The sequence below is a fragment of the Candidatus Berkiella aquae genome (assembly GCF_001431295.2).
In the GTDB taxonomy this organism is placed as follows: Bacteria; Pseudomonadota; Gammaproteobacteria; order Berkiellales; family Berkiellaceae; genus Berkiella; species Berkiella aquae.
This window is the reverse complement of the sequence record NZ_LKAJ02000001.1, coordinates 1786150-1811956: the sequence shown is the minus strand read 5'-3', so window position 1 is coordinate 1811956 and position 25807 is coordinate 1786150. Positions and strand designations below refer to the sequence as shown.

Below are 25807 nucleotides of genomic sequence, written 5' to 3'. Positions count from 1 at the left end.
AATCTTCAGATAAAGGCCCTGTAAAATCTTGATGAATGGTATCAGCGCCTGCATCGACACCATGTCCTAAAAGGATTAAAACTGACGTTGTCGCTGCTGCTTTCTTGCTCCCTGCTGGACGAAGCGAAAGAGGGAGTTACGCCGGAAGCAGCAGATGCGCTCGGCATCGTTGCCTCTTCACATAGAGCGAGTAATTGCCCAAGCAAGGGGGAGGGATCCGATGTTCTCAGTGCTATCGTATTAGTATATTGTTCTTCAACGATTTTGATTTTTTTGAGAGCATCTTCACCATAATAACCCATTAATAGATTGAGTAGTTCTTCTGGTGTTTGTGCCGATATTTCTAATGCTTCACACAAATGTTCAAATCGTTGAGCTTCATGTATCTTATTTAATAAGATGCTTAAAATGTCTATTAAACCCCATGGCCAATGCTCATTAGGTTGAAATGAAAATGACATAAACATGAATGGACTTTTACCGTATATATTCAATGTGTCAATTTTAGCTCCTCTTTCTAAAAGCTGCTTTGCGAGAGTATATTTTTGATGGCACATTGTTAAATGAAGCGGCGTGTTGCCATTAAAATCTTGAAGATCAAGTTTTGTCATTTTATTTAATATTTGACTACTGATGGTATGGCGATGCGTGATAGTCATATGCAGCAAAGTCTGTCCGCGATTATTTTGAATATCGGCCGTTTTGACTTGCTCTAATAGTAATAGGAGGGTTGATTCATCAGCTCTATGAAGTGGCGTATCACCATTGTTATTTTGAGTCTCGCAATTAGCACCGTTATGTAATAATAGTTGAATAGCTCGTTGACGGAAAAGCTTTGTGTTTAAAGCAAAGATATTTTGCAGTGAGAACATGGTATTAAAGTTTGCTTCACTATATATTCGCCGTTGCATTTCAGTATCGACGTATGTCGTTGCTAGGTGAAGGGGCGCATTACCTTCATTATTTTGTGCATTAACATTGGCTCCATTGTCTATTAGCAGTTGAATAATTTCAGGATAACCTTGTCTAACTGCCCAATGAAGCGGGGTATTACCTTTATCATCTTGAGCATCGATATCGATGCCATCTGCAATTAAAGTAACTAATGCCTCCATGAATATAGGAGAAGAACGTTTTTTGATTATTTCGAAAAATGCTGAAGTAGTTTTATAATAATATAAACTTTTAAGCTTTTTATAGATACCGGCTAACATATGGCCCCTTCATGTTTCTGCATTTATTTTTGCACCGACTTCAAGACTTTTGTTTATGGCGAAGCGAAGATGTTCGAATGACCATCGCCATACTAGGTTCCATGGAGACATATTGCGTAGCAAGTGGTCTTGCTCTCACTATCTGACTAATTGATCTTGATGCCTTTTTTGCTGGTGGTTGAACAATATAAGGTTTCTCATTGGTGTTGTTTAAATGAGGCGTGTCTAATAACCCTAATAAGCGATCGATTAATGATTGTTGTATAGTTTGAGCATGACGATATTGATCTTCAATTATTTTAATTTTTGCAATTCTCTGTTTTGTACGACTTTTGACAATCATTTTGGCGATTGCCTCTGGCGTTTTTAGTGATTGGTCGCTCTCACCTAACGCTTCACAGAGAATACTAAGCCGATTTTGATGAGCATTGGCTATTTTGTTTATAACAAATGATAACATCTTCTCTAGCATATTTTTAGGATGAAAATCTTTATTATGAGTTACGATTTCTCTCAATGGAGTATGCTTGTCTTTATTTCTAGCATCAAGCTTCGCTCCTTTGTCTATTAACAATGCTGAGGCTTTAATATGACCACTATCCATAGCGAGATGTAGCGGGGTATGCCCAAAAATATCTTGAGCATGAATGTGAATGCCGTCATGAATTAAACCGATTAGCTTATCTTCATCTCTGCCAAGGATCGACTTGTTGGCAATTTTAAAGAATGTATCGGTATTTTTGTTAAGTTTAACTGCACCTGGAATCATTTTATACTCCTAGAATATTCAATTTTATGAAAAAATATGTAATTTATTGGGTTGTTTTATAGCCTGCATTTTGGATGTCGATGTTTTTCTTCGGGTTTAGCGGCGGTCCCTGCTTGAGACGAACTTGAAGGCGAAGAGAATACGATTTGAGAAACGGGGCTTGATAACTCGTGAGCTTCATTAACGGATAGTGTACCCAAATGTTCAGATAAATAACCTAAAGAATAATAGAATTCAATGATGGTGATATAGTGGATTTTTTCTGCTTGGTCGCCACTCATTATTTTTTTTGCGATCATTTTTGGTGTTGGCGCTGATTTTGGGCCTAAATTTTTACGCAAAATTTCGAACTGATCCCATTTTGCTATTTTATCTATCAAGATGAGAAGCAGATTTTCTAAAACGAGATGACTCTCTTTAAGCTTGGGATTATCTGTGATAACACATCCTAACGCTGTTTTGCCAGTATGGTTTTTTATATCTACTTTAGCGCCACCCTGTAACAGTAACGCAGCAATTTCAGGGAGACCTTGTTGCATAGCCAGATGTAGCGCGGTGTCCCCATTGTTATTTCTCTCATCAATCTGTGCTCTTTTTTCAAGTAATAGCGTAACGGTTTTTGGGTGATTCCGCATTGCGGCTATCTGTAGCGGTGTATCACCGCGTCTATTTTTTTCATTAATGTTTATATTTTTGCTTAAAAGTATCTGTATAATTTCAGAATAACCTGAGGCCGCAGCCAAATGCAGTGGCGTCCAACCAGTTGCATCATGTATATTAGGTCGCGCACCGTGATCTAATAACAATCTAACGATGTTAGGTTGATTATATTCTACAGCCCAGTGGAGTAAGGTATAGCCTCTCAGGTAAGGAACATTGATATATTTTTGAATTGAGCCCATTATTGCTTTGGTATGTTCTTCCGAAGGAGCACCTTGGATAATTTCAAAGAGTTTTCGAGGATCCTGCCAGAATCTTGCTGCGTCTGAGATGAAGGGGGAGTGAGAAGCAATATAGTGAGATTCAATCAGTTTAATTAGCTGCAACTGATGGTAGGGATCGCAAGCAATGATTCTTTGCACTATCTGCAAAGGTGTGTCTTCTCGCTTGCATAGCATACCTAAAGATTGGCGTAGCGTATTAAGCTGCCCACCTTCAACAATTTTATTGATGAAAACCAATAAAATTTTATCTACAGCAAAAGGATTATTCATGATCACAGAAAATATTAACGGTGTGTTGCCAACACTATTTTCAATATCAATCCTTGCGCCATGATCTAATAGCAACTGAACGATTGCGGGTGTTTGTTCGGCTGCCAGATGAAGCGGAGTGTCACCACACCAATTTTGACTATCAATCTTTGCATGATGATCGATTAAGAGCTTAACAATGACAGGATGGTTATATCGCACAGCCAGATGCAAAGGCGTCTCGCGATTGTTATTCTCAAGGTCAATCATTGCGCCTTTTGCTAATAGCAACTGCATTACTTCAAGAAGACCTCTTCTTGCAGCCCAATGTAGCAGGGTTTCATTGTTAGTGCTTCGGGCATCGATTGTTGCGCCCAATCCAATTAATAGCTGGATTATTTCAAGGCTACCGTATGTTGCAGCAGCATGCAGTGGCATTATCTGCGAAATAGGAGATGGCTCATTAATATGGATGCCACTGTGAATCAAACGCTTTAATATGGCGGTGTTTTTAGCAGAGTTACCTTGTTGGATTATGTTAAAGAATCGTCTTGTATTTTTAAGTCGGGTTATTTTTGAAGTCATTGTGTTTCTCAATATGTTAGTCTGCGGCAAGTAGGCATTCTCATCGGGGAGGCTATGGTTTGAGTTGTAGTTGAGCGAGGAGTGGGTATCATCATGTTGTGCGAAGTGATGGCTGTTTGCTTAGGTACTTCTATGAATGAATCATCATCAACACACGCCTCATGTGGATCCAAGAGGTTGAGTAAGTGTGTTATGAGTGAAGGCTTGAATAGTTGTGTTTGGCCATACTGGACTTCAACGATTTTGAGCTTTTCATCTTTATCAGTGCAAGCGACAATCTTATCGGTGATTTCTGCGGCAGTTTGCAGTGATTCGTAACCTGCACCTAAGGCGCCACATAAAAGTTCAAGTCGCTGTCCATTGGCTATCGAGTTGATCACTAATAATAAAAATTTCTTAAAAATATCTGGGTTGTTATTAAATCGAGTATGGCAAGTAGCAAATTTTAGAGGGGTATAATCCACAAGATCTTTCTTATCAATCTTTGCGCCTCTTTTTAATAACAATTCTATGATTCTAATACGGCCATAATTAACCGCTTCATGCAATGGGGTTTCGTTAAGACGATTTTGCATATCAATCTTTGCTCTATTGTCCAAGAGCAATTGAACGACTCTCGAACTCCCGTATTTTGCTGCCATATGCAGTGGGGTGAACTTGAAAAGATTTTGAGAATTAATATAGATCCCTTGGCGAATCAAATCGATTAACGCTAAGGTATTTTTATTAGAGCGGGGGTTTTTGATTAGCTTACAAAATTGTTGTGTATTTTGAAGTCGCTGTGCGCCAGAAGTCATGATACTTCCTCAATAGATTCAATTATTGATATGCTACTGAATTACCTTGCGCCAGGTAATCGGAAAAAGTCTTAATGCAGAAAGTCGAGATTGAAAGTTAATCAGATAAATAATGATATTAATAAAGTATGAGTGGCTATAAATCTTGCTTTGACCGCTTTTCAATGTTAATACTCACACCCAAATTGCCAGAAGCAAAGTAGGGTCATATGCAAACAATTAAATGGGTTGATACGCCAGTCCCGCCACCAGCCGCTGCGGCGAGCGTTGAAAAGAAGATTGCTCGTCTTGAAAAGAAGCTCTTACATTATACGGGTAAGGCGATTGGCGATTATGGTATGATTGAACAAGATGACAAAATCTTGGTCTGTGTTTCCGGTGGGAAAGACTCTATCACCATGTTATTGATGCTAGAGGCACTGCGTAAACGAGCGCCCTTAAAGTTTGAAATCATGGCTTTTACGCTTGATCAAGCCCAGCCTGGTTGGAACGATCAAGGTCTTAGGGCCTTCTTTGAAGCCCATGGCATTGCTTATGAAATTATGCGGCAAGATACCTATAGCATTGTCAAAGAAAAAATCCCAGAAAACAGTACTTACTGCAGTTTGTGTTCAAGGCTTAGGCGGGGGATTATCTATCGTTATGCCGAAGAAAAGGGCTTCACGAAAATCGCACTAGGTCATCATCGTGATGACTTAATAACCTCATTATTAATGTCTATTCTTTATAATGGTAATATTCGTTCGATGCCCCCTAAATTGCTGTCAGACAACAAAAAGCATATTGTGATCCGGCCTTTAAGCTACTGCCAGGAAAAAGATATTGCAGAATATGCTAAATTAAAAGAGTTCCCGATTATTCCATGCAACCTATGCGGGTCGCAGGAAAACTTGGCACGTAAGAAGGTGAAACGCCTCATTCATACGTTGGCGCTTGAGAATCCGAAGATCCCAAGCAATATTTTGGGGTCACTGCAGGCAGTTAAAGTCAGCCAGCTAATGGATAAAAGTTTGTGGGATTTTAAAGGGCTCAAAACGGAAACTATGACTGAAGCATAAAATCTGAGTCACATAAGGATCAAGGATGACCACCCTGACTACCGAGCAGGATCTGAAGCTGATTGAAAACCCAGTTCGATTGTCTGAATCGAAATTATGGTTAATCCAACGAAATTATTTTGCGACGATGGGGATCAATGCTTGGAAGGAAGAGGTTCCTTTCTATATCTCTAGTAATGCTTTTATTGGTCATCAATACGCTTTGTTGGTGATTGAATTTATCAAAGATACAAGACGCAATCATCCGCAGACAGAGCACGAAACCTTTTATATTGCAGAATTTGGTTCTGGAACAGGCCTCTTTAGTTTTTACTTTTTAAAGGCCTTTACTGCGCTATTAGAAATCCATGGTATCTCTGAACAAAAATTCTGCTACATTATCACCGATATCGTCGAAAAAAATATTGAGTTTTGCCAAAAGAATAATGATTTTAAACCTTATCTTGACAAGAATCAGCTTGATTTTGCTTCTTTTAACGTAGAAGAAGATCAAGATTTTCATTTACGCATTCGCAAGAAATCGTATTCAGAATTGCAAGGAAATGCACCCTTAGTGCTGATTGCTAATTATGTTTTTGACTGTGTTAAACAAGATGCGTTTGATATTTTCAAAGGGAAATTGCAAGAAGAAAAGATCGGTATACGCAGTCGTTATAAAAATTTCGATATAGAACATGCAAAACATTTAAATGAATTACGTTTTGATTATCAATCTTATGATGTTGATATCGAACATTATTATGAAAATCCGTATATAAAAGAAATTTTACAAGATTATACCGCAAATTTACCCGATGTCTCTATTATGATGCCATTGGGCGCATTTTTGTTTTTCGATCATCTTAAAAAACTCACCAATGGTAATTATTTTATGATCGCTGGTGATAAAGGGTATTCTACGATTAAGCAATTTCCGTTATATCGGAAGAAACAACGCATCAGTTATGATGGCTGTTATTCCTTTTTTGTGAATTTCCATGCTATGGGCGAATATAATAAGAAAATCGGTGGTGATTGTTTATTAACCCAAAACCATAATAATTTTCAAGTTTGTTTATTTAACCATGGTGATTCTTTTACTGAGTTAAAAAATACGACGGCTTGTTTCAAAACCTACCTTGAAAGTCTCGGTCCTGATGAATATTGTTACCTATTTGATGAATATCTGACCAACAGTTATCGATTTTACTTGCGATCGCTGATGTCTTTTTTAAGATTAAGTCACTGGGATCCGATTGCTTATGCTGCTATTCATGAAAGATTAGTTGAATTAGTGCCAGTGTGTGAAAACCATGAATTTGCAGAAGTGCTAACCGATCTAGAGAAAGTACGTAACAATATTTACCATATTAATGTCGGTGAAGATGTTCTTGAACAGTTAGGTGTTTTTTATCAAATAAAAAATATGGATGAAATCGCCTTACAGTTATACGAACAATCCATCCAAACCTTTGGCGATAGAGAGCCATCGTATAATAATTCTGCTCTGATTTATGACAAACAAAAGAACACCTCTAAAGCCTTATACAATTATCAAAAAGCGTATGGAATGAATAAGAAGAATAAGTTCGCTTATAGAAGAATTGCGCAGTTAACCGGTAAGCCCAATTTTTATTCATTTTTGCCGCTTATTAAGCTCACCTTTGTGTTGGCGGTGATGGCAGGTGTGCTTTATTTACTGGGACGGCATTAACCCCTCTAATGACTACATCATTCGATGATAGATATCGTTGATTAAGATAAAAATCCCCCCGCTTGTTTTTCAAACAAGTGGCCCCCTTTTATTCAAAGGGGGCTATGCTGCAAACGCAGCCAGGTGCTATCAAGCCGAACCCTTAAAGCGCTTACGGATCCGAATGTTCAGCATTTCCACCACCACTGAAAACGCCATCGCAAAATAGATATAACCTTTGGGAATATGGAAATTCATCCCTTCGCCCACTAAGGCAACCCCAATTAAGATTAAGAAACTCAGCGCAAGCATTTTGATAGTCGGGTGTTGATCAACAAATTCACCAATCGATTTCGCCGCAAACATCATGACAAAGATTGCAATCACAACGGCAATCACCATGACGGAAACGTTATTAACCATCCCAACTGCAGTAATTACTGAATCTAATGAAAAGACAATATCGATTAAACCAATTTGTACGATTATCCCCAATAGGCTCGATTTGCCAGGCATCACGTTTTCTTCGCTGGGTTTCTCTTCTTCCATACTGTTATGGATTTCATGGGTACTTTTGGCAATTAAAAATAGCCCCCCAACGAACAGGATCACGTCCCTGGCTGAGAAGGTTTTATCCATTAGTGTAAAAAGGGGCGCTGTCAGGTGGGTCAGCCAAACTAACGAGATTAACAGCAATACCCGAGTGGCCAGTGCAAAACCTAGCCCAAGAATACGCCCAAGAGGACGATCTTTAGGAGGAAGGCGCCCAACCAGAATGGTTAAGAAAATAATGTTATCGATACCCAGCACTATCTCAAGTGCGGTCAGTGTTAACAGAGCAATCCATGCTTGAGGATCAGACATCCATGTCATCATCGTTTGAGTCTTCTCTAGGTTAGGTTATTGCCGCTTTAGATTCCTTTGACTCTGGTAGAATAATGTTAAGCAGTAAGCCAACAAGTCCACCAAGACCAATACCACTAATAGCAAAGTTACCATTACCAAGGGTAAGTCCGCCAACTGGAATAATCAGTACGATACCAACGATAGTCATATTACGAGGTGACATTAAATCTTCTTGAGACTGTGTCAATAAATGCAAACCTGTCACGGTAATCGCACCGAATAATAAGATTAAGATCCCGCCCATAACGGGGGTGGGAATACTTTGTAGGAACAGCCCCACTTTACCCACAAACGCTAATGAGATGGCAAACAAGCTTGCCCACGTCATAATGCCTGGGTTGTAAGTTTTGGTAATAGCAACGCCCGCAGTAACCTCGGCGTAAGTGATACTTGGTGGTCCACCGATGCTCGATGCTGCAATACTAGCAAAACCGTCGCCCATTAAGCTGCGATGAATGCCAGGGTAACGTAGATAGTTACGACGCGTAATACCACCGATAGCCATAATGTCGCCAATATGCTCAATCGCAGAAACCGCAGCAATCGGTATCATTAGTAATACTGCATGCCAGTTAACGCTTGGGGTCGTGAAATGAGGAATTTGAAACCAAGGCGCTGCGTCAACTTTGCTTAAATCAACAATGTTCAACCACAAGCTGGCAATATAGCCAAAAGTAATACCGACCAGAATTGGGATAAGCTTTAAACGACCTTTGCCAAAGAGTCGGGTCACAATGGTGGCAACCAGTGAAATGGTTGCGACTAAAAGCGCCGTATTTTGGTTGAATAATTCAATTTCGCCATTGCCGGTTTTACCCATCGCCATATTAATCGCAACAGGCGCTAATACCAGGCCAATATTCATAATGATGGGGCCGGTAATTAACGGTGGAAACATGCGATTGACGAATTCTTGGCCTTTGGTGAGGGTCAGAATGCTCATGAAATGATAGACCAAGCCACAGGCTGCTAAACCAAAGAGGGTGCTGGGTAAGCCCCAAGTTTGTATGCCATAAATTGTGGCAGGGACAAATGCAAAGGAGGAACCTAAGAAAACGGGGATCTGCCCTTTTGTCATTAATTGGAATATTAAAGTACCAATACCTGCGGTAAATAAGGCAACGCTGGGGTCCATGCCGGTGAGCAAAGGAACCATGACGGTTGCACCGATGGCAATAAAGAGGGTTTGGAATCCAAGTAAGCAGTCAGAGATTTTAAAAGAATAGTCTTGAGGATGCTGCTGTTTATTCATAGTAGGTACGATCACCATATATGTATAGTTTGGCGCGTAGCTTATCACGATTATGTGTTAGACACTACCAAACAGTGGGCCAAGCTTAGGTGCGCAATGATAATCGGTAAAGCTGACAAAAGCCAGCGCCCAACAAAAGGGAGGACGTGCAGTGATTAAATTGGCATTCCAACGCTAGGAAAGCTGGAAGAGCATCACAATCAAGCTTAAAAGCCATTGCACCGGAGGAAGCAGAATTTTAGATAAAACCCCCATCACGGCGAGCAAAATCAGGATAATGAAGCCAAAAGGGGTGATTTTATTGAATAAAATATCGAGCTTAGGAGGCAGTAACGCAGATAAAACGCGGCTGCCATCTAAAGGTGGCAAAGGAATGAGATTTAAAACCATTAAAACCAGGTTAATCATAATCCCGGCTTTACCCATTAATGCCATGGGGGTGCCCAGCGTTACTTTATGCGCGATGAGGTAAAGTCCTAATTTCATGACCCCAGCCCAAAAAAGCGCCATTAAAAAGTTTGAAGTAGGGCCAGCCATGGCTACCCATGCAAAGTCGCGACGAGGATGTTTCAGATTTCGACCATCAACGGGGACCGGTTTTGCCCAACCAAAAATAAAATTGGTGGTAAGCATCATGATCAAAGGGATAAGAATGGTCCCTAAGGGATCGATATGTTTTAAAGGATTGGCGCTCACGCGCCCCAGCAGGTAAGCCGTATGATCGCCTAGCTTATGCGCAACATACCCATGAGCTGCCTCATGTAGTGTGATAGCAAACAAAATAGGCAAAGCCCATATACAGATCTGTTGGATGATATCTTGCATGCTCTAATTATATACTCTTTCCATTTTGAATTCATGCTGTGTTGGCTGCATTCACTCAGTCATGCACTATGTGTGCACTCCTTCGTTCACTCACTTACCTGAATTCAAACTGGTTCGAGCAGGATGCTGCGCGGTTTTCTAGAAAAAACGATTTTTGGACGCTGCGATAAATTTATGTTCAAATTCATCATCAAAGTAGAGTTCTTCGGCAGAATCATCTTCAGATTCTTCTTCAGCATCCATTTCATACTTAGTAGCACGATTTTGTAATAGATGATGGTAAACAGTCTCTAACTTTTCGATAGCGCAGTGGAGATATTTTTCTACATGGGGATGTTGTTGTAAATAATGTTGCATGGAAAAGCCCTTGGAGGCTTTCATTTCATTGAGTGCGATTAAAAAGTATGGCATTTCATTACCGAGCACCATCCTAAGTGCCAGCGATGTTGTCAACATGACAGCACAGTCATGTGAATTCTCTCGTCTTTCTAAGAAGTCCGTTAATTCATTATTGTCGGAAAATGACAGTTGAAAGAGCTCAGAGATGTTCATCATAGAATGAACTAATTTGTTGGTAGCTAAAAATTTATTTTTATGAGTTTCTAATCCGGTTAACATCTTGATTCCAGAATTGAAATGTAATTCATGATGTTATCGTATTCTAAAAATAACTAGCATGTCAGACATAAGCTATTTTATGCCGCTTATCACTAACGTGAAATGTTCGAATTATTTCTTTTCATAAATATAAGTGGAACACAGTCCCCAATTCATTTTTTCCATTCCTGCATAATGTTGGATAAAGGCAGTCTCAGGCAGCGTCTTCGAGGTGAGAATAATTTTCGTGGTGGGTTTCAATTGAACAAGCTTAGCCATTAAAGGTTCCCATAAGGCATGAGAAAACCCCGTTGCATTGATAAAAATCAGCGTTGCATCAGAAAAATTAATTTCTAGAAAATCATGGTTGATATAATAGACGTTGGTGATGTCAGGCGGGGTGACAACTTGCGCTAGCCGACACAGTGGTTCTAAACGTTCTATCCCTTTTACCGTTAATGCAGGATACCGTAATTTAGCAGCGATGACGGTTTTACCCGCACCCGAGCCTAAGTCATAAAGAATATCTTGTTGGGTTGGATTGACCTGAGCTAAGAGATCTAAAAAGGCGCAAAGTTCAATTTCACCGTAAGTTAGGTTTTCATCAGCATGCTTAGTTTTTGCGGCTTGCGCAATAAGATAAGGGTTGTGGGGCTGATAAAGCACTGCGATGCGCTGCAAAATTTTACGATAACGGTACTGGCGCAAATATTCTAAAATAAAGGGTCTTAGCAGTTTGTAACCACAAAATAATAAGAGACTTGCGAGTAAAATACCGATAATGAGATGTTGCATCGTATTAACCGTTAAATTGTGACAATTTATAGCCACATAATTCAATCATATTTTGAAAGTTAATGCCTTCAGCATTACTTCTTCCACCTCGAATAAAGACATTTGCGTAAGCACGGACAATATAATTAAACTCTTTGCGCGCTAGAATTTTTAGGATTTTTTGCGCACGTTGCACATCTGTTGGGCTATTGATTTTAAGCGCTTGAAAGAGCACGGCGCCAAGGAGAGCCGCTTTGGTTTTTTGCCGCGCAAAGGTCATGGTCTCAAAATTTTCCATCCAGTCTTCAATGGCACGATCTTTATCCCATTCTAGCCAAGCGCGGTAAAATGTCATGATTTCACCCACTAAGGCGGGGACTTTGGATTGATCAGTGATTTTATCATGCAATAACATATAGAGCATGGTCGGAATCGATGATTCTGCATTGGCCCAAGAACAGTTACCTGTGATTTGGTGCTTTATGGGAAGTTTGGCATAAGGTTCTAGATCTAATATTTTATAAATATCCGATTTCATGCTTTTTTCGGTTTGGCGTTTATAAAGCAAATCAATTAAAAAGTCATGATCTTGTAGTGGACGCTCATTGCCGACAGTATGAATCACAATAGGATCGGTCATTTTAAAGACACCACGGTCGCATTTAGCCAGCATATTGCCATGTTTAATGAAGGTAATCGCGTGTCCTTTATAAGAAACGGGCAGCAGTAATAAGTCGACATCTAATAAGGGATAAATCTCTGATTTTCTGGCCTCAACATCACTGGTAAAATGCTTAAATTCCCTTAATTTATAAGCATTTTTAAACGCCTCAATAATTAATTTGAGCTCAGGCTCATGAATATCCATTCGTCTTGCGACATAACTGTTTATAAATCGTTCTACCGATTCTCGAATGACACTTAAGGTGAGTTCTAAATAAAAACCTTCTAAATCAATAGACAGGTAGAGCCCTGCGGCATTAATAACATCCGTGCTACCCTGCAATTCAAAACGGTGGCCAATTAATTTAGCATTAATAAAATCTTTAGCAAAATCAAGAGAAGCCCCTTTTGCTGTTAAGAGCTTAATTAAAACCGTATTTTTACGTAACAGAGGGTAAAACAGAACCGGTTGGCCATTTTCAGTATAAGCGTTAGGATTGGCACCGTAATAGAGTAATAACTTAGTGATCTCAACGTCATTAACATCAACCGCCCAATGTAAGGGGGTAGAGCCTGTGACATCGACGATATCGACCATGGCATTATTTTTTAGCAATAGTCTTACCACATCAACCCGATGTGTCACAATGGCATGGACGATAGGCGAATAGCCATATTCGTCACTAATGTTGATAGGAGCGCCCGCATTGACGAGCTTTTCTACCTCAGCAAAAGTGCCTTCTAGTATCGTTTTGGAGAGAGACATCGTTTTTATTGTCTCCACTACTGAGAAAGGTAAGCAGCATCCCTGCTATTCCTCAAGCCAGACTTAGTAAGGTCTTGGCTCGATCTTCTTGCCAGGTTTGGGTTGTGGCATTGCTTTGAGTTTCGCTTTAAGGCGATTTTCAACTTCAGCTTTAACTGCATTTTTGAATTGTTCAACAAAAGGTTGTGCCTCTTTTGAATCTGCAGCTTGGGCGCGACGACGTGCATTGTCAACCTTAGGATCCGCTGCTTCGTCGGTGTTTTTCATCCATGATGCTTCTAATAATCGTCTTTGTAGCTCATTACCTACCGCATTTTCCAAACGTTCATCTTTCTTATGAGAAGGTTCCGCTCTTTCTGGATGATGCTTTTGAATAAATTCTTGCACATTGGCATACAAAGTGCTGACTAGCTCATTAATCTGGCCAGAATGCTGCTTCAAACCTTTGCGAATTTGTTTCAATTCATCTTCTGGTTTATTGACGAGCTTTTGTTTAACCACATCATTACCAAAATTCCGAGCAAGATCTAATAAGTTGCTATATTGATCATACGTTTTCTGAGGAAATTGTTTCATCAGTTCATCAAATGCATCTTTTTGTACGTTAGCCATTTTTTGCCTCCAGATAACGCATATTCTTTAATTTGTAGATTAGCTTACTTATAACATATTATACGTTGAATTACCAGGTTTTAGCCGCTAATCGTCGGTAAAATATCGTTATTTGTCAGTAAGTTACAACACGACAGGGTAGTGCTTGGTGCTGATAAAACAAAGGCACTCACCCTGACATTCAATGTCGGTTATTTCTGCGGTTGTACGGTTTCGTACAGCAGCACTTCCTAATTGAGTAATATGGGTATGAGTTAGCGGCCATTCAAGGGCTGGGGCATTTAAAGTGGCTTCATGGAAGGGAAAAAAGGAAATAATGGTTTTGATAGGGGTGTAAATACGCATATTGGCTTTGAGCTTAAAAATCCATTGGTGACCTTCTGGGGTAGGGTTGAGTAAAGTGAGATCGAGCTTATCACTATAACGAGTCACTAAACTTAAATTATAAATAGCATGATCGGCAGAACCACCCAGCGTTCCAAGACAAAGAATTTTTTTGTCAGGAAATCTTAAACAGTATTGTAATGCTTTTTCAAAGTCAGTGGTTTCTTGATCGTCGCTGCGTTGTAATTCGCTATGAGGGAACGAGAGCTCATCCACTCCCAAGGAATCAAAGTCTCCCAAGATAATGTTTGGCGTGATATCAAACTGCCTTAAAGTGATTGCTGCACCATCAGTGCAAACCAAAAGAGAGTAGCCGATATCGCTCCAATCATTTTTGGTTGGAATATTTCCATTGGCAACGATGACGATATCAAACATTTTTTATTTGGCCTGTGAGTCATGTTATGTTGTTAAATGTCATTTTAGCAAAATTCGACCTGTGTCAACATTTCCTTTCTACTCGGACTAGGGTATGTTATTGCATAGCTTTCTTTTCAGAAATGTAAGTTAATTAACTCGAAGGGAGAAAATAATGAAAACTAAACTCGTCGTTGCTGCGCTTGCTTGCTTAGCTTTATCCGCTTGCAATCCATCATCTGATAAAAAGGATGAAAACAAAGCTGCTACTGAACAAACGCAAGGTGCTGCTGAAGGCGTTAAATCAGAAACCATGCAGAAAATTGATCAGCAAGCTAATGAAATGAAACAAGATGTAAACAAAGCTGCTGAAGATTTACATAAAAAGGCCGATGAAGCTGCTCAAGACGCTCATAAAAAAGTAGACGAGATGTCACAAGACGTTACCAAGAAAGTTGATGAGATGAAAAAGGACATGACTGACACTGCATCACAAATGCCTGCAGGTTCAAGCACCGCTCCTGAAAGCACCCCACCAGCGACCCCAGCTCCTGCTGAAGCGCCTAAATCTGAATAAGATTTAGACTCACCGCTTTGACTTTAGAGCGGTGAGTAAGTGACCCCAGGAGTGCACAATCGTGCATGACTGGGGTTAGTGAAAGCTGCGCAGAGTTTAGCCATAGCATTTGGTTAGTAAGTGATATTCATCCGAATCCTTTCTAAGGCGCTTAACCTTTTTCCATTGATTCGCAATATCTTCTATTCCTTTTTGTTCAAGTAGATCACTCAACATATAAAGCGCAACCATATTACCTTGGTCTGCTAAACCTTGAAGGCCGCCTTGTAGACAAAGCTCTAATTGAGAAAGGCCGGAATTGTGATCGCGTTCTGATAATGCGTAGTAATGCGCAAGCAGTAGGCAATGGCCAACAATACGATTTGCTTGCAAGTGAGTCTCGACCTGACATTCTGGATCGCTATCGAAATTGCCTGTATTGAGCGCATCTTCATAATCTTTGGAAATGCCTTGCGCTACCAAATTGTTTTCTTCATTGGCGACGCGATCTAAACCTTGAATAAGGCAATCATCATCAATATTGGTTACTTGGCCACAACTTTCCACGATCCCCAAAACCGTGGCTCGAGAAGGCTCATTGGCTGACTCTGATGTTGCCAGATTGTGAGAATATTTCATCACATTAAAAGCAAAGGCATTTTGCATGCTGCACGCACACAAAAGGGCTAGTCCTGTTAGACGCAATCTATGATACATTAACTCACCTTGCTTAGTTAAAAAACTTTTCTGCCTGGCACCATGGCGCTTATATTCGTTTCCATTGTAAAATGTGCCTAAGAGAAAGTGAGATCCAACATTATAACAACTTCCATGTAAAATTGAATTTCTTTGAGGAGTTGATGCTATGAGTCGTCATGAAACAGAGAATACAAAGCGGGTCGTCATCATTGGGGGCGGGTTTGCGGGTTTAAATGCGGCTAAAGCTTTGCAAAAACATCCTCATCTTAGTATTACCTTAGTGGATAAAACCAATCATCATTTGTTTCAGCCGTTGCTCTATCAGGTGGCAACTGCGGCTTTGTCACCTGGCGATATTGCGATGCCTATCCGTGAAATCTTTCGTGGCCAAAATATCGAAGTTTTGATGGCAACGGTCGAGAAAATTGATAAAGATGACCATAAAGTTATCTTAGACAACCAGCAAGTTTTACCTTTTGATTTTCTTATTATTGCACCGGGCGCAAGGCACGCTTATTTTGGCAAAGATGCATGGGAAACGTATGCGCCGGGTTTAAAGACTCTAAAAGACGCTCTGCATATTCGTGAGCGAGTATTAGCCTCTTTTGAGCTTGCTGAGCGTAAAGAACAGCCTTTCACCGAAGACTTAATGTCTTTTGTGGTGATTGGCGGAGGGCCAACAGGCGTTGAAATGGCTGGCGCCATTGCAGAAATTGCTCACCAAAGTCTAAAAAAGAATTTTAAACATATTGATCCAAGCCATACCAAAATTTATCTGATTGAAGGGGGCAAACAACTGCTTGCGCCTTATCCCGAACATTTGGCAAAAAAAGCCCAAAAAGCATTGGAAAAAATGGGCGTAACAGTGATGTTGAATACACGTGTTACTGATATTAAAGAGGATGAAGTTTTTATTTCTGAAGGCAAAAGTATAAAAGCGCATAATATTATATGGGCAGCAGGAAATCAGGCGGCCCCATTATTACAATCATTACAAGTTCCTTTAGATAAACAAGGTAGAGTGCTTGTTCAAAATGACTTAACCATTGCAGGATATCCTCATATTTTCGTTTTGGGTGATGCAAGCGCTTGCATGGGTAAAAATGAAAATTATTTGCCTGCCATCGCCCCAGTTGCAACGCAGCAAGGGCGATATGTCGGTAAAAGCATCAAAAATGTATTAAAAGGCAAAACGCCTAAGCCATTTCGCTATTGGGATAAAGGGATGATGGCAGCCATTGGACGTTATGATGCGCTAGTGTTATCAGGGCCCTTGCAAGGAAGTGGGTTTATTGCCTGGATTTTGTGGAGTTTTGTCCATATTTATTTCTTGATAGGATTTCGCACCAAATTTATCGTCTTCTTTCAATGGGCTCTTTACTTCTTTAAAGGGCAGCGAAATATTCGCTTGATTTTGAAACCATTAGAATTTTTAAATAAGAAATAGGTTGAAAGTTTCTATGAAATTAAGATTTTTATTCCTTTTTGTCGGCATATTATTTAATGCGCAAGCGAATGCATTGCAAGAGCGGCACATGATTGTGTTAAGGCATGGTGAAAGTGAAGATGTGGTGATGAAGGTTTGTAACTCGAATCCCAAACACGCCCAATATAAGCCTGCATTATTAACCGATAAAGGGCGAGAGCAGGTAAAAAAGGCAGCAGAGCAACTACTTAGTCATGGTTTTGATAATCGTAATATTAAAGCGGTTTATGTTTCAACCTTACCCAGAGCCGTTGAAACAGCCAATCTTTTGGCGCAAATTGGTGTGTTTTCATTAGACAAAATGCATTTAGAAGAAAAATTGAATGAAATTAAAGCAGGAGACAAGGAAGGGCAGCCGCAGTCTGATTTTGTCACAGAAACTTGGTGGGTAGGCGATCAAGATGCCCATGCATTACATGCAGAAAGTAGCACCTTGCTGCGCAAACGTATGCTCGAGCTGTATGATGAAATTGAGAAAAAACATCCAGATGGTCATGTATTGATTGTGACCCACGGCATGCCATCAATGGAATTAATCGATAGTTTAACCAAAACCAAAGTGAAGCTAGAGTTAGCGCAGGCATACATCGTGCCGCTCGCGAATCGTACTGAGCTGGTTTAGTCTTTGCAGCTGGCTCCTGTGCGTTGTTGCCTTCAAAAATCCCCCGCTCGCTTAAAAGCTCGCTGCCCCCTTTTATTCAAAGGGGGCTTTTTTAATTGTGCTATCGATCGCCCCCTTTGAATAAAAGGGGGCAGCTCGTTGTCTGGCGAAGCCAGAACGAGCGGGGGATTTTTCCGTCACAAATAACCTATTGTTTTTACAGTTATTGCTATTCAATTTTGATATTGATACGCTGATTTCACCTTACTTTGAAGGCGGCAATCAAAATGTTGTTAAAAGCAATAAAAGAAGTTGGACGCGTTCTATTCACTTTAGGAAATAGTGCATTATTAGGTACGGTTGCAGGCATTACTTATATTGCTGCAAATGGCTTTAAATGCGTAACATCCAATCTGCAACCGGGTGTCACCTTTGATTTTGGTCAATTAAACTATACCGAACTTTATGAAATGTTTCTGGATCACAACGGTTCTTTTCAGCTACCGATTGAGATTCATCCCTCCTTAAATAATCCAGGTGCTTGCGCAATACCTGTTATTGTTGGCGCAGCGGTTGGTACTGGTACTGGTCTTTTATGGCTCGCTGCACACTATGCAGAAAAACAGCGCAAACAAACGGCTCGCACTCAAGCACATCAATACGATAGCGAGAGAGAAAGGTTTCTTACTATTTGAGTAAAATCACGCGTAGCTGAAGACGGGTAGCCTCTTGCTAACTCGTCCATGGTACAATTCTCCCATCTTAAACCTTACAAATCAGTTTGTAGATGAACTACAAATAGATGTAAACCACTGTCGTAAAGGGATTGTAATGACTGAAAAAGAATCCACTGAACTGCGTGCTGTTGAGAATCAATTGATTGCAATAACCGAGGCTTTTTTAGTAGAACTGGGTAGAGAAAGAGCACAACGTACATTAACTCGAGATGCTTCATTGCAACGTGATTTAACGATCGATAGCTTAGGGAAGGTTGAATTATTTCATCGCATCGAAGCCTTTTACGAAGTTGAGCTTTCCGAAAGTGTGTTAATTCAAGCCGATTCATTAACCGAATTAGCCCAAGCCATTATTGATGCGAAATCAAGTAAGGGACAAGTAAAGCGTAAAGATTTTGTTGCACCAGAGAAAGAAACAGAATTTGATCCTTTGCGAGCCAAAACCTTAGTGGAAGTCTTATTAAAACGAGCCGCAAAAGAGCCTAATCGCGCACATGTTTTTTTACAAGATGATGCCGGCAATGAAAAAACCATTACTTATGGCATGTTATTAGAAAATGCTAAAAAGATAGCGCATGGCTTACAAGAGTGGAATATTGAAGTTGGCGAGACGGTTGCGATTATGCTGCCTACCTCTGAAGATTTCTTTTACACTTTTTTCGGTATTTTATTGATTGGCGCAATTCCCGTTCCTATTTATCCGCCATTTCGACCCGATCGCATTGAAGAATACGCTGTGCGTGCCGCCAATATTTTAAAAAATGCGGAAGTGCGTTTATTAATTACATTTCAAAAAGCGGAAAGATTAAGTGATTTGCTGAAAGTTTTTATTAGTAGTTTGAAAGCTGTGATCACGGTTGATACGCTAAACAAAAACGAAGGTCATTATCACCCCATCCATATTAATGAAAAAATGCCGGGATTAATTCAATATACCTCGGGGAGTACCAGTTTACCGAAAGGGGTTTTGCTCACCCATGAAAATTTATTAGCGAATATTCGTGCCATTGGTCAAGCCATTCATTTAACCTCATCGGATGTTGCAGTAAGTTGGTTACCCTTATACCACGATATGGGGTTGATAGGCTCTTGGCTAAATAGTTTTTATCATGCCAATACCATCGTGATCATGTCACCACTGTCGTTTTTAAGTAGACCTGAGCGTTGGTTGTGGACCATTCATTATCATCGAGCAACGGTAACTGGGGCACCTAATTTTGCCTATGAACTTTGTATCAGGCGCATTTCGGAAAAAAATCTTGCAGGCCTTGATCTCAGTTCATGGCGCTTATCGTTTAATGGCGCAGAAGCCGTTAATCCAAGGACCTTGGAAAACTTCATTAAGAAATTTGCACCCTATGGATTTAAAGAAAAAACGATGTATCCGGTTTATGGGTTAGCAGAATCGAGTGTAGCGTTAACCTTTCCTCCTTTGAATCGTGCACCCAAGATAGATGTGATCGATAGAACACTGTTTCAAACAGAGCAAAAAGCAGTTCCGATAAATGATAAAGGACCTAACAGCTTACAAATTGTTTGTTGTGGCAAGCCCCTTGCGCTGCATGAAGTGAAAATAGTTGATGAAAATTCTCAAGAAGTACCGGAACGAACCGTAGGAAATTTATATTTTAGAGGTCCTTCATCGATGCAGGGTTATTATAATCAGCCTGAAGCAACCAAAGCGATTTATCACGATGGTTGGTGGAATTCAGGTGATTTAGCTTATATAGCGGATGGGGAAGTTTATATTGCTGGCCGTAAGAAAGATGTCATCATCAAAGCAGGTCGCAATTTATATCCCGATGAAATTGAAGAGGCGGCAGGGCAAGTGAACGGCGTTCGCAAAGGTTGTGTGGTTGCTTTTGGTACGCATGATCCCAAATGGGGTACCGAAAAATTAATCATCGTTGCCGAAACCAAAGAGGATTCAAATGCCTTACATAAGAAAATTATTTCAGAGATTACCGATAAAGTGAGCGTTGTTTTAGGTATTTTACCTGATGAAGTATTATTGGTTTCTCCTAAAACCATTGGTAAAACCTCAAGTGGTAAGTTACAGCGTGCAGCTTGTAAACAAGCTTATTTAAATAACGAATTGAAAAAAGCACACTTACCCTTTTCGGTGCAAATTGCCAAACTTTACGTAAAAAGCTTCGCGACAAAATTGTCAAATGGCGTAAAATTTATTTTGAAATCGCTATACAGCTTATACGTTGGCATCTTAGTGGTGTTAAGTGCTTTAGGACTTTGGACGCTCAGTTTAGTAACGAAAGCAAAAACATTTTCTTGGATTTGTCATCATTGGGCTAAAGTTGGCTTAAAATTAATTGGCTGTCCTTTAACCGTTACAGGTGCAGAACATTTAAAAGAACAGGGCACTTGTGTCTATGTCGCCAATCATGCGAGCTACATTGATGCTATTGTTTTGTTAGCCATTTTGCCACCAGGGATTTCTTTTGTTGCAAAAAGAGAATTGCTTAAAGTGGCTTTTTTACGTGGCATCATGAAGAAAACCAATACGATTACGGTAAATCGAACTGATTTTTCTAGCAACGTTTCAGAATCCAACGAAATTGCGGAAATGTTAAGGCAAGGTAAATCGGTTGCGTTATTTCCAGAAGGTGGCTTTAGCTACGCAACGGGATTACGCCCCTTTAAATTGGGGCCTTTTAAAGTGGCTGTAGATGCAAATGCAGCGGTTTGTCCTATTGCATTAGAGGGTACGCGCCATATGATGCGAGGGGATACGCCCTTGCTGACTCCCAAGCACATCAAAGTGACAATTGGTGAAAAATGTTATCCTGAGTCAGGCGAATGGAAGGAAGTGATGCGTCTTCATAATCAAGCAAGGCAAGTGATAGCTGAACATTGTGGAGAGCCGAGTATTGACTATTAAAGTCAAATTGTATGAAGCAACGCATATAGGCAAGCGAGATCAAAATCAAGATTTCTGTGCCTATATGCAAACAGAGCAAGCAAGTTGCTTTGTCGTTGCGGATGGTTTAGGTGGCCATCAACGCGGTGAAATCGCCTCTTCTTTTCTGTGTAAAGCGGTGATGAGTGAAGTACAAGGCTCGTTATCTGTTATTCAGAATAACCCTGAACAGGGCATACAAGATTTTTTATTTAAATCTTATGAGAAGATGCGTAAAAATATTTTAGAAGAATTTGGCCCTTTAGATACGCATACAACCTTCGTTTTGGCGTGGTTCAATGAATCTTTGCTGATTACTGCGCATGTCGGAGATTCGCGTATTTATCGGGTTAATCCTGAAACCATGTTATGGCGAACGCCCGATCATACTCTGGTGCAGGATTTATTTGAACAAGGTTTGATTACCGAAGATGAGATAGGAAAGCATCCTGAACAAAATCAATTACTAAGAACGGTAAATTTACGTGAAAAACCGGATATCGATATCGTTATTCATCCTCCTTTAAACAGGGATGAAACCTTAATATTATGTACCGATGGTTTTTGGACAGATACCTCGATAACAGAGATAGTTAAATTAGCCAACACGCCAGATTTCGAAGCTGCCTTCCAGCAACAAATAGAACGATTGTCGCAAAAACCCTATTCAGATAATATTACCCTACAAGTCATAAAAATAATTTAAAAAACGAGGAGTTTGTCATGCGGGAATTTGTGATAGGCTTGGGAAGCGTTGCGTCTGCTTATGAAGTGGTTATTTCGCTTGTAAAAGCAATGAAAGGTTTTTTCTATCGTTATAATGTCGATGATACTAGCCGATTTGCACCAGATGAGGTTGATAATTATTTTGAAACAAAAGCTGCCGAGCAAGATCATTTGGCCGCTAATGTCGGATTAAATGCTGCTAAAGCACTCACTTATGGCTATTTTGCTTATCGCTTGGTGACAGAGCCTGACATTATGGCTATTAGTGCAGGGTGCATTGCAGCAGCAGATATTGCCAAAGAATATTATGAGAACTCGAAACAAAAGAAGGGTTATTGCTAGCAGAAATCCCCCGCTCGTATTTGCTCGCCGCCCCCTTTTGTTCAAAGGGCGATTGGTTCGCTGCGCTCATCAGGAGTGAGTGGGGAACAAAATCGATTGCCCCCTTTGAATAAAAGGGGGCAGCTTGGTGCGACTTGTCCGGCGAAGCGTTAGCGAAGCCGGGAGCACCAAGCGGGGGATTTTTATCTTAATTCATAAACGAATTACAGAATTTTTAGAAATGACATGGTTTGGGTATTATTTAAAATACCCCTTAACACACTCACCCACATAGGCCACTTGTTCATCCGTCAAATAAGGGTGCATGGGTAAACTTAACACCTGTTCACTGATTCTTTCGGTTACCGCTAATTTTTCACTCGCACGTGGATAATGCGCATAAGCGGGTTGTAAATGAAGTGGTTTGCGGTAGTAAATGTTGCTGGGAACACCACATTCTTGCAAATGTTGCATTAATCCATCTCGTGTTTGCGCTTCACACAAAACAGAGTAAAGTCCCCAAGCATGGGTATAATCCGGTGAAACGCTGGGCGTTTTCACATCGGACGGTAATACTTGAGAATATAAGCAAGCAATGGCTTCTCGGCGCATTCTTTCTTGAGGGAATATCGCTAATTTTTCTAATAAAATAGCGGCTTGCATACTATCTAAACGGCTGTTCATCCCAATATGAATATGATCATAACGGTGTTTACCGCAACCATGGTTACGTAAAGAACGTAGCGTATTGGCGACTTCTTTGTCATTGGTAAAAATCGCACCACCATCGCCATAGCACGCTAAAGGCTTTGATGGAAAGAAGCTCGTTGAGGTCATGACGGCTAAGTTGCCTACTTTTTTATCTTGGTAAGCACCACCAAAACTTTGTGCGGAATCTGCGATGACCCATAAATCATGCTTTTGTGCTATTTCGTGCAACACAGGGTAATTGGCGGGTAAACCAAACAAATCAACCGCAATAATCCCTTTGGGAGTTAATTTTTTATCAAGCGTCTCAATCGCTTGTACTAAACTTTGAGGATCTATATTGAAAGTCGTTGGGCAAACATCAATAAAAACCGGTGTTGCATTGGCTTGTGCGATAACTTCTGCACTGGAAGCAAAGGTAAAAGAAGGAACAAATACTGCGTCACCTGGGCCTACATTTTTTGCCATTAATAGCAAACGAAGCGCATCGGTGCCATCACTACAAGTGATAGTCTCTTGAGCGCCGGTATATTCGGTTAATTGCTGTTCGAGCTGCTGTACTTCTGGACCGAGAATAAAAGCGCCATGTTCAAGAACGCGTTCAAGAACCCCGGGAATGGCATGTTTTAAAGCACGACGTTGTGCATGCAAGTCGATAAACTCAATTTTGGCGATTTTTTCTTTAAGCATAAATTCCTTCAGGGATTGCGGTTCGTTGTTGCTTTTCTTTAAGGGTAATGATTTGCTCGCTGGCAATGGATTGGATTGCTGCAGCTAATACCGTTGTTACATTTAGCGCTTCAGCAGCGCCAGTGAGAGGTTCACTTTGTGTCAATATTGCTTGCAAGAAATGCTCGCATTCATTTTTAAGCGGCTCTGCGGGTAGCAATGGAATTGGGTTTTTTTCAACTTGAAAAGGTTGGGGTAAACCATCGTTCCATGCGCAGGGATAATTCAAAAGTGTCAATTTGTGTTCCCATGGTTGGGTATCGTCTAACATCACTATAGCTTTGCTGCCAGTCACAATGAGTTTTTGCTCTTTAAAAGGGTGTACCCAAGAAGAGATCACACGTGCTTTTTTGTTATCCGCAAAATGTAAATGGATAGTCGTTGTATCTGCTGTTGTATGAGATAAAGGATTCTCTTTGCTAGCGAATACTTTCGTGGGTAATTCCTGCATCAGCCCTAATACCATCGAAATGTCATGTGGCGCATAATCCCACAGGACATTCTGTTCGGTCGGAAACTTGCCAAAATTTAAGCGGGTGGCATGAATAGATTGCAGTTGCCCTAATACACCTTCTGCATTTAATGCTTTCAGTTTCAAAAAGGCAGGGTGATATTGTAAAAGATGGCCCACCATCAAACGAAGGTTGTGTTCAGCAGCAAGTTCTTGCAATTGCAAAATTTGCTCTGGGTGATGTGTTATGGGTTTTTCAATATAAACATGTTTTTTAGCTAATAAGGCTTTACGTGCGAGTTCAAAATGCGTTACCGATGGTGTTGCAATCACAATCGCATCGATTGCTGAATTCAGGAGTTCATCAAAACTGCATGCCCTAATGCGTAAGGATTCTTCAAACTGTGCCATCTTTTGGGGGGATGCATCGCATACTGCATGGAGTGCACCGAGTTCATGATAAACCCGAATAAGATTTTTACCCCAGTTACCGCAGCCAACGACTGCAACCTGGATGGCAGAATAGTTATATTTAACTGACAAAGTTGATCCTATTTTTTTTATTAGATAGGTATTAGTAGCGATTATCGCATATTTTCCTAAGTTGGCTAAGGCCCAAATGCTTGCTTTCGCTAAGCAATTTTCAATATAGGTAGCCAACATACTATTAAAAATTGGCGACATTTTCTTCAAATGCAGTAAAATAGCTCCCTTCGCCTACCAGTCGGGATGATTTTGATTGAAACTTAATAAGCAATATTACTTCATAGTATTGTATTTCATTGGCTTTATGTGTCTTTGCCAATCCTCGATGGCGGCGATTCAAAATTATACAGAGGCTAAATATACAGCCCGTAGAATCTGGCAAGAGCACCGGGAAACATTCTACTGTGGCTGTAAATACAATAAGCACGGGATCATTGATTTTAGTTCTTGCGACTTTAAGCCGAAAAATAGTCGCGGGGCACGTTATATTACGTGGGAGCATGTGGTTCCTGTTTCTTGGTATGGCAAATCGTTACCGTGCTGGCGAGGGGAAGGCTGCACCAAAGGTAAAAGAGGTCGCCAATGTTGTCGGCAAAAAGATAAAAAATTTCGACAAATGGAAGCTGATTTGCATAATTTAGTCCCGGCGGTTGAAGATTTAAATAAAGCGCGACAAAATTACCGATTTACAGATGAAATTGTCAGGCCATCACAACAGTTTCCAGAATGTGGCATGTTAATAGATGATGAATATAAACAGGTCGTACCACCGTTACATCGTAAAGGAATGATAGCGCGTATCCATTTATATATGTCTAAAAAATATGATATTCCCTTAAGCAAAGACGAACGAAAACAATTTTTAGCTTGGCATAAACAATACCCACCCAGCGACTGGGAGAAGAAATGGGATCAAAAAGTAGCTGCCGAGCAAGGTAACCGAAATGAATTTATACGCTACTAACTACA

At 40.3% G+C, this 25807-nt stretch carries 25 protein-coding genes; 10 read left to right on the top strand and 15 right to left on the bottom strand.

Annotated elements, in window-relative coordinates:
- Positions 1 to 41: 41 nt before the first annotated feature.
- From HT99x_RS08000 to HT99x_RS07985, 4 genes are read right to left on the bottom strand one after another with little or no spacing between them, the layout of a single operon-like run.
- Positions 42 to 1214: an ankyrin repeat domain-containing protein gene (locus HT99x_RS08000; RefSeq protein ID WP_075066737.1), complete on the bottom strand. Its 1173-nt coding sequence runs from the start codon at positions 1212 to 1214 to the stop codon at positions 42 to 44.
- 40 nt (positions 1215 to 1254) lie between these two features.
- The gene (locus tag HT99x_RS07995) at positions 1255 to 1983 is read right to left on the bottom strand and encodes an ankyrin repeat domain-containing protein (protein ID WP_075066736.1); all 729 of its coding nucleotides are present in this window, start codon (positions 1981 to 1983) and stop codon (positions 1255 to 1257) included.
- A 56-nt stretch (positions 1984 to 2039) separates the two neighbouring features.
- Positions 2040 to 3761 carry an ankyrin repeat domain-containing protein gene (locus HT99x_RS07990; RefSeq protein ID WP_075066735.1) on the bottom strand — a complete coding sequence of 574 codons (1722 nt, stop codon included), beginning with the start codon at positions 3759 to 3761 and terminating at the stop codon, positions 2040 to 2042.
- Positions 3762 to 3769: 8 nt separating this feature from the next.
- Positions 3770 to 4558, bottom strand: a complete 789-nt coding sequence (locus HT99x_RS07985) for an ankyrin repeat domain-containing protein (protein WP_075066734.1) — start codon at positions 4556 to 4558, stop codon at positions 3770 to 3772.
- A 209-nt stretch (positions 4559 to 4767) separates the two neighbouring features.
- Here HT99x_RS07985 and ttcA point away from each other — a divergent pair, with 209 nt between their 5' ends.
- A complete protein-coding gene (ttcA, locus tag HT99x_RS07980) occupies positions 4768 to 5616 on the top strand; it encodes a tRNA 2-thiocytidine(32) synthetase TtcA (protein WP_083482913.1) in 849 nt (282 codons plus the stop codon).
- Between the two features lie 25 nt (positions 5617 to 5641).
- On the top strand, positions 5642 to 7309 hold the full coding sequence (locus HT99x_RS07975; protein ID WP_075066733.1) for a tetratricopeptide repeat protein: 1668 nt from the start codon (positions 5642 to 5644) through the stop codon (positions 7307 to 7309).
- 129 nt (positions 7310 to 7438) lie between these two features.
- Here HT99x_RS07975 and HT99x_RS07970 read toward each other — a convergent pair whose 3' ends face one another.
- The 8 genes from HT99x_RS07970 to HT99x_RS07935 form a co-directional block, all read right to left on the bottom strand.
- Complete coding sequence (locus HT99x_RS07970; RefSeq protein WP_075066732.1) at positions 7439 to 8164, bottom strand: TerC family protein; 726 nt, start codon at positions 8162 to 8164, stop codon at positions 7439 to 7441.
- Between the two features lie 19 nt (positions 8165 to 8183).
- Entirely contained in the window at positions 8184 to 9446 is a 1263-nt protein-coding gene (locus HT99x_RS07965; RefSeq protein WP_075066731.1) for a solute carrier family 23 protein, read from the bottom strand.
- Between the two features lie 174 nt (positions 9447 to 9620).
- Positions 9621 to 10271 (bottom strand): zinc metalloprotease, encoded by a 651-nt coding sequence (locus tag HT99x_RS07960; protein WP_075066730.1) that lies wholly within the window; start codon positions 10269 to 10271, stop codon positions 9621 to 9623.
- Positions 10272 to 10409: 138 nt separating this feature from the next.
- Entirely contained in the window at positions 10410 to 10889 is a 480-nt protein-coding gene (locus HT99x_RS07955) for a hypothetical protein (protein ID WP_075066729.1), read from the bottom strand.
- A gap of 111 nt (positions 10890 to 11000) precedes the next feature.
- Positions 11001 to 11663 carry a class I SAM-dependent methyltransferase gene (locus HT99x_RS07950; protein WP_075066728.1) on the bottom strand — a complete coding sequence of 221 codons (663 nt, stop codon included), beginning with the start codon at positions 11661 to 11663 and terminating at the stop codon, positions 11001 to 11003.
- A 4-nt stretch (positions 11664 to 11667) separates the two neighbouring features.
- A complete protein-coding gene (gene ankH, locus HT99x_RS07945) occupies positions 11668 to 13071 on the bottom strand; it encodes a Dot/Icm T4SS effector AnkH/LegA3 (protein WP_075066727.1) in 1404 nt (467 codons plus the stop codon).
- Between the two features lie 63 nt (positions 13072 to 13134).
- Positions 13135 to 13683 carry a hypothetical protein gene (locus HT99x_RS07940; RefSeq protein ID WP_075066726.1) on the bottom strand — a complete coding sequence of 183 codons (549 nt, stop codon included), beginning with the start codon at positions 13681 to 13683 and terminating at the stop codon, positions 13135 to 13137.
- 123 nt (positions 13684 to 13806) lie between these two features.
- Positions 13807 to 14445, bottom strand: a complete 639-nt coding sequence (locus tag HT99x_RS07935) for a thiamine diphosphokinase (RefSeq protein WP_075066725.1) — start codon at positions 14443 to 14445, stop codon at positions 13807 to 13809.
- Between the two features lie 154 nt (positions 14446 to 14599).
- On the opposite strand from HT99x_RS07935, the gene HT99x_RS07930 reads away from it, so the two are divergent.
- Positions 14600 to 15001, top strand: a complete 402-nt coding sequence (locus HT99x_RS07930; RefSeq protein ID WP_075066724.1) for a YtxH domain-containing protein — start codon at positions 14600 to 14602, stop codon at positions 14999 to 15001.
- A 96-nt stretch (positions 15002 to 15097) separates the two neighbouring features.
- On the opposite strand, the gene HT99x_RS07925 is transcribed toward HT99x_RS07930, so the two are convergent.
- Positions 15098 to 15697: a hypothetical protein gene (locus HT99x_RS07925; protein WP_075066723.1), complete on the bottom strand. Its 600-nt coding sequence runs from the start codon at positions 15695 to 15697 to the stop codon at positions 15098 to 15100.
- 148 nt (positions 15698 to 15845) lie between these two features.
- On the opposite strand from HT99x_RS07925, the gene HT99x_RS07920 reads away from it, so the two are divergent.
- From HT99x_RS07920 to HT99x_RS07895, 6 genes are all read left to right on the top strand, one after another.
- A complete protein-coding gene (locus tag HT99x_RS07920) occupies positions 15846 to 17126 on the top strand; it encodes an FAD-dependent oxidoreductase (protein WP_075066722.1) in 1281 nt (426 codons plus the stop codon).
- Between the two features lie 13 nt (positions 17127 to 17139).
- The gene (locus tag HT99x_RS07915; RefSeq protein WP_075066721.1) at positions 17140 to 17787 is read left to right on the top strand and encodes a histidine phosphatase family protein; all 648 of its coding nucleotides are present in this window, start codon (positions 17140 to 17142) and stop codon (positions 17785 to 17787) included.
- 266 nt (positions 17788 to 18053) lie between these two features.
- Entirely contained in the window at positions 18054 to 18461 is a 408-nt protein-coding gene (locus HT99x_RS07910; RefSeq protein ID WP_075066720.1) for a hypothetical protein, read from the top strand.
- A 136-nt stretch (positions 18462 to 18597) separates the two neighbouring features.
- Positions 18598 to 21399, top strand: coding sequence for an AMP-binding protein (locus HT99x_RS07905; protein WP_075066719.1), 2802 nt, complete (start codon positions 18598 to 18600; stop codon positions 21397 to 21399).
- A complete protein-coding gene (locus HT99x_RS07900) occupies positions 21389 to 22123 on the top strand; it encodes a protein phosphatase 2C domain-containing protein (protein WP_075066718.1) in 735 nt (244 codons plus the stop codon). The genes HT99x_RS07905 and HT99x_RS07900 overlap by 11 nt, the downstream gene beginning before the upstream one ends.
- A gap of 17 nt (positions 22124 to 22140) precedes the next feature.
- Positions 22141 to 22485, top strand: coding sequence for a hypothetical protein (locus HT99x_RS07895; protein ID WP_075066717.1), 345 nt, complete (start codon positions 22141 to 22143; stop codon positions 22483 to 22485).
- A 237-nt stretch (positions 22486 to 22722) separates the two neighbouring features.
- On the opposite strand, the gene HT99x_RS07890 is transcribed toward HT99x_RS07895, so the two are convergent.
- Positions 22723 to 23862 carry an aminotransferase class I/II-fold pyridoxal phosphate-dependent enzyme gene (locus HT99x_RS07890; protein ID WP_083482912.1) on the bottom strand — a complete coding sequence of 380 codons (1140 nt, stop codon included), beginning with the start codon at positions 23860 to 23862 and terminating at the stop codon, positions 22723 to 22725.
- Positions 23855 to 25036 carry a Gfo/Idh/MocA family oxidoreductase gene (locus HT99x_RS07885; RefSeq protein WP_075066716.1) on the bottom strand — a complete coding sequence of 394 codons (1182 nt, stop codon included), beginning with the start codon at positions 25034 to 25036 and terminating at the stop codon, positions 23855 to 23857. Before HT99x_RS07885 ends, HT99x_RS07890 begins: the two co-directional genes overlap by 8 nt.
- A gap of 55 nt (positions 25037 to 25091) precedes the next feature.
- Here HT99x_RS07885 and HT99x_RS07880 point away from each other — a divergent pair, with 55 nt between their 5' ends.
- The gene (locus HT99x_RS07880) at positions 25092 to 25802 is read left to right on the top strand and encodes an endonuclease (protein ID WP_139016615.1); all 711 of its coding nucleotides are present in this window, start codon (positions 25092 to 25094) and stop codon (positions 25800 to 25802) included.
- The last annotated feature ends 5 nt before the right edge of the window (positions 25803 to 25807 follow it).

Excerpts from the sequence above, each read along its gene's own strand:
- HT99x_RS08000 (WP_075066737.1), bottom strand. The coding sequence starts at position 1,214 with ATGTTAGCCGGTATCTATAAAAAGCTTAAAAGTTTATATTATTATAAA.
- HT99x_RS07885 (WP_075066716.1), bottom strand. The coding sequence starts at position 25,036 with ATGTCGCCAATTTTTAATAGTATGTTGGCTACCTATATTGAAAATTGC.
- HT99x_RS07975 (WP_075066733.1), top strand. The coding sequence starts at position 5,642 with ATGACCACCCTGACTACCGAGCAGGATCTGAAGCTGATTGAAAACCCA.
- HT99x_RS07930 (WP_075066724.1), top strand. The coding sequence starts at position 14,600 with ATGAAAACTAAACTCGTCGTTGCTGCGCTTGCTTGCTTAGCTTTATCC.
- HT99x_RS07890 (WP_083482912.1), bottom strand. The coding sequence starts at position 23,862 with ATGCTTAAAGAAAAAATCGCCAAAATTGAGTTTATCGACTTGCATGCA.
- HT99x_RS07905 (WP_075066719.1), top strand. The coding sequence starts at position 18,598 with ATGACTGAAAAAGAATCCACTGAACTGCGTGCTGTTGAGAATCAATTG.
- HT99x_RS07910 (WP_075066720.1), top strand. The coding sequence starts at position 18,054 with ATGTTGTTAAAAGCAATAAAAGAAGTTGGACGCGTTCTATTCACTTTA.
- HT99x_RS07950 (WP_075066728.1), bottom strand. The coding sequence starts at position 11,663 with ATGCAACATCTCATTATCGGTATTTTACTCGCAAGTCTCTTATTATTT.
- HT99x_RS07895 (WP_075066717.1), top strand. The coding sequence starts at position 22,141 with ATGCGGGAATTTGTGATAGGCTTGGGAAGCGTTGCGTCTGCTTATGAA.
- HT99x_RS07955 (WP_075066729.1), bottom strand. The coding sequence starts at position 10,889 with ATGTTAACCGGATTAGAAACTCATAAAAATAAATTTTTAGCTACCAAC.
- HT99x_RS07940 (WP_075066726.1), bottom strand. The coding sequence starts at position 13,683 with ATGGCTAACGTACAAAAAGATGCATTTGATGAACTGATGAAACAATTT.
- HT99x_RS07920 (WP_075066722.1), top strand. The coding sequence starts at position 15,846 with ATGAGTCGTCATGAAACAGAGAATACAAAGCGGGTCGTCATCATTGGG.
- HT99x_RS07960 (WP_075066730.1), bottom strand. The coding sequence starts at position 10,271 with ATGCAAGATATCATCCAACAGATCTGTATATGGGCTTTGCCTATTTTG.
- HT99x_RS07995 (WP_075066736.1), bottom strand. The coding sequence starts at position 1,983 with ATGATTCCAGGTGCAGTTAAACTTAACAAAAATACCGATACATTCTTT.
- HT99x_RS07965 (WP_075066731.1), bottom strand. The coding sequence starts at position 9,446 with ATGAATAAACAGCAGCATCCTCAAGACTATTCTTTTAAAATCTCTGAC.
- HT99x_RS07915 (WP_075066721.1), top strand. The coding sequence starts at position 17,140 with ATGAAATTAAGATTTTTATTCCTTTTTGTCGGCATATTATTTAATGCG.
- ankH (WP_075066727.1), bottom strand. The coding sequence starts at position 13,071 with ATGTCTCTCTCCAAAACGATACTAGAAGGCACTTTTGCTGAGGTAGAA.
- HT99x_RS07985 (WP_075066734.1), bottom strand. The coding sequence starts at position 4,558 with ATGACTTCTGGCGCACAGCGACTTCAAAATACACAACAATTTTGTAAG.
- HT99x_RS07925 (WP_075066723.1), bottom strand. The coding sequence starts at position 15,697 with ATGTATCATAGATTGCGTCTAACAGGACTAGCCCTTTTGTGTGCGTGC.
- HT99x_RS07970 (WP_075066732.1), bottom strand. The coding sequence starts at position 8,164 with ATGATGACATGGATGTCTGATCCTCAAGCATGGATTGCTCTGTTAACA.
- HT99x_RS07990 (WP_075066735.1), bottom strand. The coding sequence starts at position 3,761 with ATGACTTCAAAAATAACCCGACTTAAAAATACAAGACGATTCTTTAAC.
- HT99x_RS07935 (WP_075066725.1), bottom strand. The coding sequence starts at position 14,445 with ATGTTTGATATCGTCATCGTTGCCAATGGAAATATTCCAACCAAAAAT.
- ttcA (WP_083482913.1), top strand. The coding sequence starts at position 4,768 with ATGCAAACAATTAAATGGGTTGATACGCCAGTCCCGCCACCAGCCGCT.